At 53.4% G+C, this 6,804-nt stretch carries 4 protein-coding genes; 1 reads left to right on the forward strand and 3 read right to left on the reverse strand.

The genetic code is table 11. The features are described from left to right. Nucleotides 1-127 precede the first annotated feature (127 nt). Nucleotides 128-688, forward strand: a complete 561-nt coding sequence (locus EKA13_RS25150; RefSeq protein WP_065761811.1) for a recombinase family protein — start codon at nucleotides 128-130, stop codon at nucleotides 686-688. An 89-nt stretch (nucleotides 689-777) separates the two neighbouring features. Here EKA13_RS25150 and EKA13_RS25155 read toward each other — a convergent pair whose 3' ends face one another. Genes EKA13_RS25155 through EKA13_RS25165 form a run of 3 tightly spaced genes read right to left on the reverse strand, consistent with a single transcriptional unit; the run spans nucleotide 778 to nucleotide 6,711 of the window. Then, the gene (locus EKA13_RS25155) at nucleotides 778-3,960 is read right to left on the reverse strand and encodes a type I restriction endonuclease subunit R (protein WP_065761812.1); all 3,183 of its coding nucleotides are present in this window, start codon (nucleotides 3,958-3,960) and stop codon (nucleotides 778-780) included. Nucleotides 3,961-3,976: 16 nt separating this feature from the next. After that, nucleotides 3,977-5,215, reverse strand: coding sequence for a restriction endonuclease subunit S (locus tag EKA13_RS25160; protein WP_065761813.1), 1,239 nt, complete (start codon nucleotides 5,213-5,215; stop codon nucleotides 3,977-3,979). Next, nucleotides 5,215-6,711, reverse strand: coding sequence for a type I restriction-modification system subunit M (locus EKA13_RS25165; protein WP_065761814.1), 1,497 nt, complete (start codon nucleotides 6,709-6,711; stop codon nucleotides 5,215-5,217). Before EKA13_RS25165 ends, EKA13_RS25160 begins: the two co-directional genes overlap by 1 nt. Between the last annotated feature and the right edge of the window lie 93 nt (nucleotides 6,712-6,804).

Below are 6,804 nucleotides of genomic sequence, written 5' to 3' on the forward strand. Positions count from 1 at the left end.
GAGCTTACATTTTCTAAGATCCTCGACTCCTTTTCCAGCCGGTCAGATTTTTTCTACACCCTTAAATGCGAAGAGCCAGATATTTTGATTACAGACCCATTAGTTACACCCAAGGGAGGGAACCATCATGGCAGACCTTGCCTATCTGCGAGTGAGCACTACAGACCAAGAGACTGACCGACAGCTTGCTGACAGTGGCTTGCAGTTCCTGCGAGTCTTCAGCGATAAGGCCAGCGGTAAGGACACCGAACGACCTGGGCTAGCTGATCTGTTCAAGGCAGTTCGCTCAGGCGATACCGTCCATGTTCACAGCATCGACCGCTTGGCCAGGAATCTCAGAGATCTGTGCGACATCGTCCAGAAGCTTACCAACGAGGGTGCATCAGTGCGCTTCCACAAGGAGAACCTGACCTTCCGCCCTGATCAGGAAGACCCATTTGCCAAGATGATGCTGCACGTCATCGGGGCATGTGCCGAGTTCGAGCGGGCAATGATCAAGGGAAGGCAATCCGAGGGAATCGCCAAAGCGAAGACCAAGGGCATCTATAAAGGAAGGCCCGCCAGCATCGACGCAGCACAGGTGGTGGAGCTTCTTGATTCGGGACTGGGGCCAACTCAGATAGCCCAGCGCCTGGGCATCAGCCGCCAGTCCGTCTACAGGCTGGCAAAGCAAGGGACTGCAGCCTGATTGCATGATGCGAGGTTGAGCGGTGGGGCGTATTTGTTTTTTCGCTCCACCATGCCCACCAAGAAAACCTCAAGATTCATCCGCCAGTCTCACCGAGCAGCCGAGTAAACGCTCTCACCGGCGCCGTAGTAATTGGTGAAGATGTGATGGAAGGCAATATCGCATTTCTCGTTGTAGATGCCTTCGTCATAGCTCTTCGGTAAGCCACGGTCAAACACAATCTCCAAGGTACGACGCACATCGCTTCGTGCCCTATCCTTCTTCCTCCAGTCCAACACCAGCTTCTCAGCCTTCAGGGTCTCCAGCAGTTCCTTGCAGACTTTCTTGACCTCTGCCCTTTCCTTTTCCGTCAGTTCGGGCACTGGTTGAGTCAGGAGGTCAAACAATGCCAGCTCCTCCTCGGAGAGATTCTCGCGCATGGCTCGCTGGTCTTCTTCTTTAAGCTGCCCAGTGAAGACCATAAGCTCCTCGAAGAACACCTCGATGTTCATGCTGCCGGAGTTGTAAGCCTCGATCAGGCTCTGGAACTTCTCCATGAAGCTCTTCCGGGCGGGGTTCTCCGTCATCATGGTTTCCAATTTCATGTTCAGAAGAGCCCTGAGTTTCTCTGCTTCCGTTCGCTTACGGCCTTGGTTGAACTTCTCCTTGAGCTTCTCGAAGTCAATCTCACTCAAGTTGTGCAGAGGCTGATCATCCTCTTCTTTAATAACGTAGGGCACAGGAGCAACCGATTCATCCAGAAGCTCCTCTACTTGCCGCATCACCTCAGAGATATCGACTGGTGGCTCCAATGCCTTGATCTTTTGAGCAAGGACAGAGATCAACACAGCATCGGGTGCCAGATCGTTCGCGGATGGATCGGGCAGAATGGCGCGATAGACCCGTGAGATCAAACGAGCCTGACTGAGGAAGCTTTTTTTGATCTCATCCGTCACAATTAGCTGCTCGACCGCATCGTCCAGCCTAGCCACCTTGTCGAAACCTTGAGCATCCTTGATGACCTGAGCATTCACGCCATGCTCGGATAGAAAGGCAATGCCTCTCGCGATTAGGTGCTTCAGGTACTCGACCAGCTCAGCCTTGCTCTTGATTGGCCCGCCATCGTCACCAGAATCTGAGGAAGTACCGCCATAGATGGCCAAAGCCTCCTGCAGCTTACGGAAGACGCCCACATAGTCGACAATCAACCCCGCCTCCTTCCCCGGATACTTCCGGTTGGCGCGAGCGATGGTCTGCATCAGGGTGTGGTTCTTCATCGGCTTATCTAGGTAGATAGTCGAACACGACGGCACGTCAAAGCCTGTGATCCACATGGCGCACACAAAGACCAACCGCAGCGGATCCTTGGAGTCCTTGAACTTCTCGCCCAGGTTCTCCTCATTCATACGCTTGCGGTGAGGAAGGATATCCAGTCCCTTGTCGGCTAGCTCCTTCACCTCATTCTGCCCCTGGGAGACAACCACAGCCATATCCGTGGATGTCATCACCTGAATCTTATGCTGCAACTCCGCCTGATGTTCCTTCGGAGCTTTTGCGAGCTGCCCCTTCAGCTCGGCCAGATACGCCTTCCAGTGATCCTGAACCTTGTTGTACATGCGGACAGCGGTGGCCTTGTCGATGCACACCAGCATGGCCTTGCCCTGGTAGCCACGTCCCACAAAGTGGCTCACCAGATCTTTGGCGATGGCCTCCAGGCGATCCTCTCGGGTGATCAGGTGGTACTCACGGGCGAAGACCTGCTCGACCTTGCGCTCCTGCTCATCATCCAGCTCGGCCTCTTCGAGTAGCGCCGCCATATCCTCGTTCAGGTTGTCGTTGATGAGCTGCATCTCGGGGATCCGGTTCTCGTAGTACAACGGAACCGTGGCGCCGTCAGCGATGGACTGGCCGAAGTCATAAACGGATATGTAGTCACCGAAGACCTCTTTCGTCTTCTCCTCGCCAGCCATAAGCGGCGTACCGGTGAAACCCAGGAAGGCGGCATTGGGTAGTGCCGTCCTCATGTTCATGGCCAAAGTGTCGTACTGAGAGCGATGAGCCTCATCGGTGATGATGATGATGTCTTGCCGTCCAGAGAGCTGCGGGTAGATCTCTCCTTTCTTGGTGCCGAACTTCTGGATCAATGTGAAGACGTATCGGTGATCTTCGGTCAGCAACTGCTTCAGATGGGCACCGCTAGAGGCATGAGCCTCAACTTCACCCACTGCTCCGGTTGCAGCAAAGGTCTTGTAGATCTGATCATCTAGCTCGTTGCGGTCGGTGACGATCAGGAATGTCCAATTGCCTGGGATCTTGCGAAGGATCTTCTGGGCGAAGAACACCATCGACAGTGATTTTCCAGATCCCTGGGTATGCCAGAAGACCCCCAAACGTCCCGCCTGATCCTTGGGTCGATCCTTGGTTCGCCAAACTTCAGCGATGGCCTTGTTGACACCGAGGTATTGGTGGTTCTTGGCGATCTTCTTGACGATGCCGCCGGTCACCTCCTCGAACACCGTGAAGTTCTCCACGATATCCAGCAGTCGCTTAGGCTCGGCGATACCCCGGATAGCAGTCTCCAGCGAGACGACTCCCTTTTCGCCTTCGTCGTTGATCCGCTTCCACTCGAACAAGTGCTCCCATGGGGAGTAGGTGCTACCCACTACAGTCTCTGATCCGTTGGAGAGCATCAGCGCTCCGTTGTAAGTGAAGAGCTGCGGGATAACGCTACGGTAGTCAGTTAGATTGTCGTCAAAGGCTGCCTTCAGCGTTTTGTGGCTGGCCTTCAGTTCAATAAATAGCAAAGGAATGCCATTAACGAAACCCATTAGATCAGTACGACGGGTGTGGTAATCCCCCTTCACCCAAAACTGTGAGGCGAGGAAGAAGTCGTTGGCCTCCGGCTTTTTCCAGTCGATCACCTTCACGGTTTTCAACGTGCTGATCCCATGTTCATCTGCAACGCTAACCGGTATACCTTCCTTGAGCAGTCGGTAAACCTCCAGGTTAGCGTTCACTGGCAGTAGCTTGGAGCGGTCACGCGTCAGCTCTTCGATGACCAGATCGAATGCTTCTTCAGGCAGATGAGGGTTCAGCTTGATGAGAGCTGATCGTAACCGAGCTACCAGCACTACATCCTGCTGGGTCTGCCGCCCCTCCTTGGAAATGCTGCCTGTCCACTCGCTATAGAGGTTCCCCGTATCCCAGCCAATGGATGCGAACAGAGCAATTGCGGGTTGCTCGATCAGAGCATCCTCGGAGTATCCATGCGAGTGGGACTGAGGCAGATTCATGCGCCTGAAACTCCTTTTAGTTGGGCATGGGGATATCAGAAACGTCGATCTCACCGGAGATCAGCTTGGGGAGGAGCAGGTCTCGTTGCGCACGGAGATTAGCGGTTTTCCGGAACAATCCAAAAATTTGTTTAAAGAGTGGATCAACCAAATTATTGAAACTCGAAATCAGTTTCTCGCTAGGCCACACTAGCTCAATGTTCTCCATATCTTTTTTCGTGACTGAATTGAAGATAGTCCCGCTACCTATCAAGTCTTCCACTGCAAAGAGGTGGCGAAGCTGACACAATAAGAAACGCTGCCGATTGCTATTTTCTCTTATAGCAGAAAGCCCTCGACCTATGACCATTTTTTCGGTGGATACATTTATTCTACCCACAGGAGCTCGAACGCTAAACAATATATCGTCCTTATGCGCCAACCTATTCTCAACACTACAAAATAGGCGATTTTTCGGGAAGAGCGCTCCAAAATCAGTAACACCCTGGTGAAAAGGAAGCCCCTCACCTAAATCATTATAAAACTCAGAGCTAGGGGATTGCCCCATAGTCAATCTTGCGACATCAACAAGCCTTTTTTTCGACCATCCGCTAGGGAGTGCCTGAATTGAAGAGGACTGCGGGTATACCTCCTCATACCCCGGAAAGCGAAAATGGACGAACCACTCTTCGTACAAACGCCGAGCCATTTCTTCAAGAATCTCGATGCGGCGCGTGTTGTTTTCGATTAGGTCATCGTAGGCAGACAGAATAGCGATGATGTGACGCTGGTAAGCCTCGCACTGTGGGTAGCGCACAGGAATGGATCGGAGAATGCCTGTATTCAGGTTTGGCATAGTGGCGCCAACAGCCTGGCTAAAGATCCACGCAATTACAGAGGGATCACTCAGATAATAGAAAAGGTACTCTGGCAGCACCTCTCCCTTGCCGAGAGCAATCCTCAAACACCCGGTCCCACACAGCCACCCAGCTTCCGCCTCACGAATTAACGCACAACGGCCAATATCACCACGGCGACCGTATACGATATCCCCAGCATGAAGCTTGTGCTGCGACAGGCGAGCAACGTGCTCATCTGAAATTCGTGCGATGGAGGATGTAGAAATTCGACCGCTCACAATATCCTTGGGCATGACTACGGGAACACCCTCTTCAGAGTAATCATGCTGATGAAGTTGCGCTCCGAATGGGCCAGTCCTTATAACTCCCGCCCCCTTATCACAGATAGCTCCCAGTGTAGACTCTAACCACTCCATCAAGAAGCTCCTCCACCAAGAATGCCAGCCAGATTACTGGCAATAGCACCCTCCAATTCCCGCGCCTCCGAATTAAGCACTTCCAGTTCCTCAGCAAGCTCCTCCAGTCGCTCAGTGAAGTCCACATCCTCAGCTTCCTTAGCAGCCGCCCCCACGTAACGCCCCGGGTTCAACGACCAGCCCTGCGCCTCGATTTCTTCTCGAGTGGCCACTTTACATAGTCCAGGCACATCAACATAACCGTCGCCCAGACTTTTGTTCGCCAGCAGTTCAATACTGCCTTGCTCCAGTTCTGGCGCTTCACCACGGTATAGCCGCACGATATTAGCCAGAAACTCGATCTGCTCAGGTAGCCAGTCGCGGTGCGCACGGTCGAGCTGCCGATAGAGATGGCGAGCGTCAATGAACAGCACCTTATCTGCTCGCTCTGCATCCCGCTCTTTCGCTCGATCGAAGAACCACAAAGTGCAGGGCAAGGTCACTGTGTAGAAAAAATTCGGGCCAACCGAGACGATCACATCGACAGCACCTGCCTCAACGAGCTTCTGACGGATCAACTGCTCACTACCTCGGGCATCACCTGCGGAGTTGGCCATGACGAAGCCAGCGCGCCCGTTCTTATTCAGCGATGCGTAGAAGAGCTGGATCCACAGGTAGTTGGCGTTGTCTGTCTTTGGTACGCCAAAGGGAAAGCGGAGGTCACCCTCCAAGCGCTCCTTATCTACCCCCGACATGTTGAACGGAGGGTTGGCCATCACGAAGTCGAAGCGACCACCTTTACGGGTTACTGCCTCGTGCGGATCTTCGTAATAGGTGTTCGCCACGCGTACATCACCAGAGAGGCCGTGAACAGCAAGGTTCATCTTGTTCAGATTGACAGTGACCTGCTCTTTCTCGGTACCGAAGACCGAGATCTCCTCCATTGCTGCCTTATGGTGACGTTTCACGAAGTCAGCAGAGTGGGTGAACATGCCACCAGAACCGCAAGCAGGGTCAAAGATCCGCCCGTGGTAAGGCTCGATGATCTCCACGATCAACTTTACGATGGACTCCGGGGTGTAGAAGACGCCGCCCTTCTGGCCTTCCTTGAGGGCGAAGTTGCTCAGGAAGTACTCATATACCTTACCGAAGGCATCACCAGTCAGATCGACAGGGCCGAGCAACCTAATCAGCTCCAGCAGTACCTTGTTGCCCAACTGAATGTAGTTGCGAGGCAATGCCCCTCTGAGGTCGATGTTCTCTTCCTCGATGGCCTTCATCGCATCATTGATAGCAAGACCAATGACGTCACCCTCGGTGAGGGTCTGCAGGTAGGAGAAGCGAGCCTTCTCTGGCAGGAAGATCACGCCTTCCGCCATGTAGTCATCTTTGCTGACCTTGCGTCGACCACCAGAGCCAATCGGCCCCAACTTCTCCTCGGCAGCAGAGTAAATTTTCTCGGCGTACCGCAGAAAGATCAGCCCGAGGACGGGAACGGAAAATTCTGCGGGCCTCAGCCCTGTGTTCGCCCACTATAGTGGATCCACCTTTTGAGACAGTGACTACGGGGTAGTTTAAGCTGTCGTCCTCGAAAGGATGACAGCAAATGG

The sequence above is a fragment of the Pseudomonas defluvii genome (assembly GCF_001695625.1).
Lineage (GTDB): Bacteria > Pseudomonadota > Gammaproteobacteria > Pseudomonadales > Pseudomonadaceae > Aquipseudomonas > Aquipseudomonas defluvii.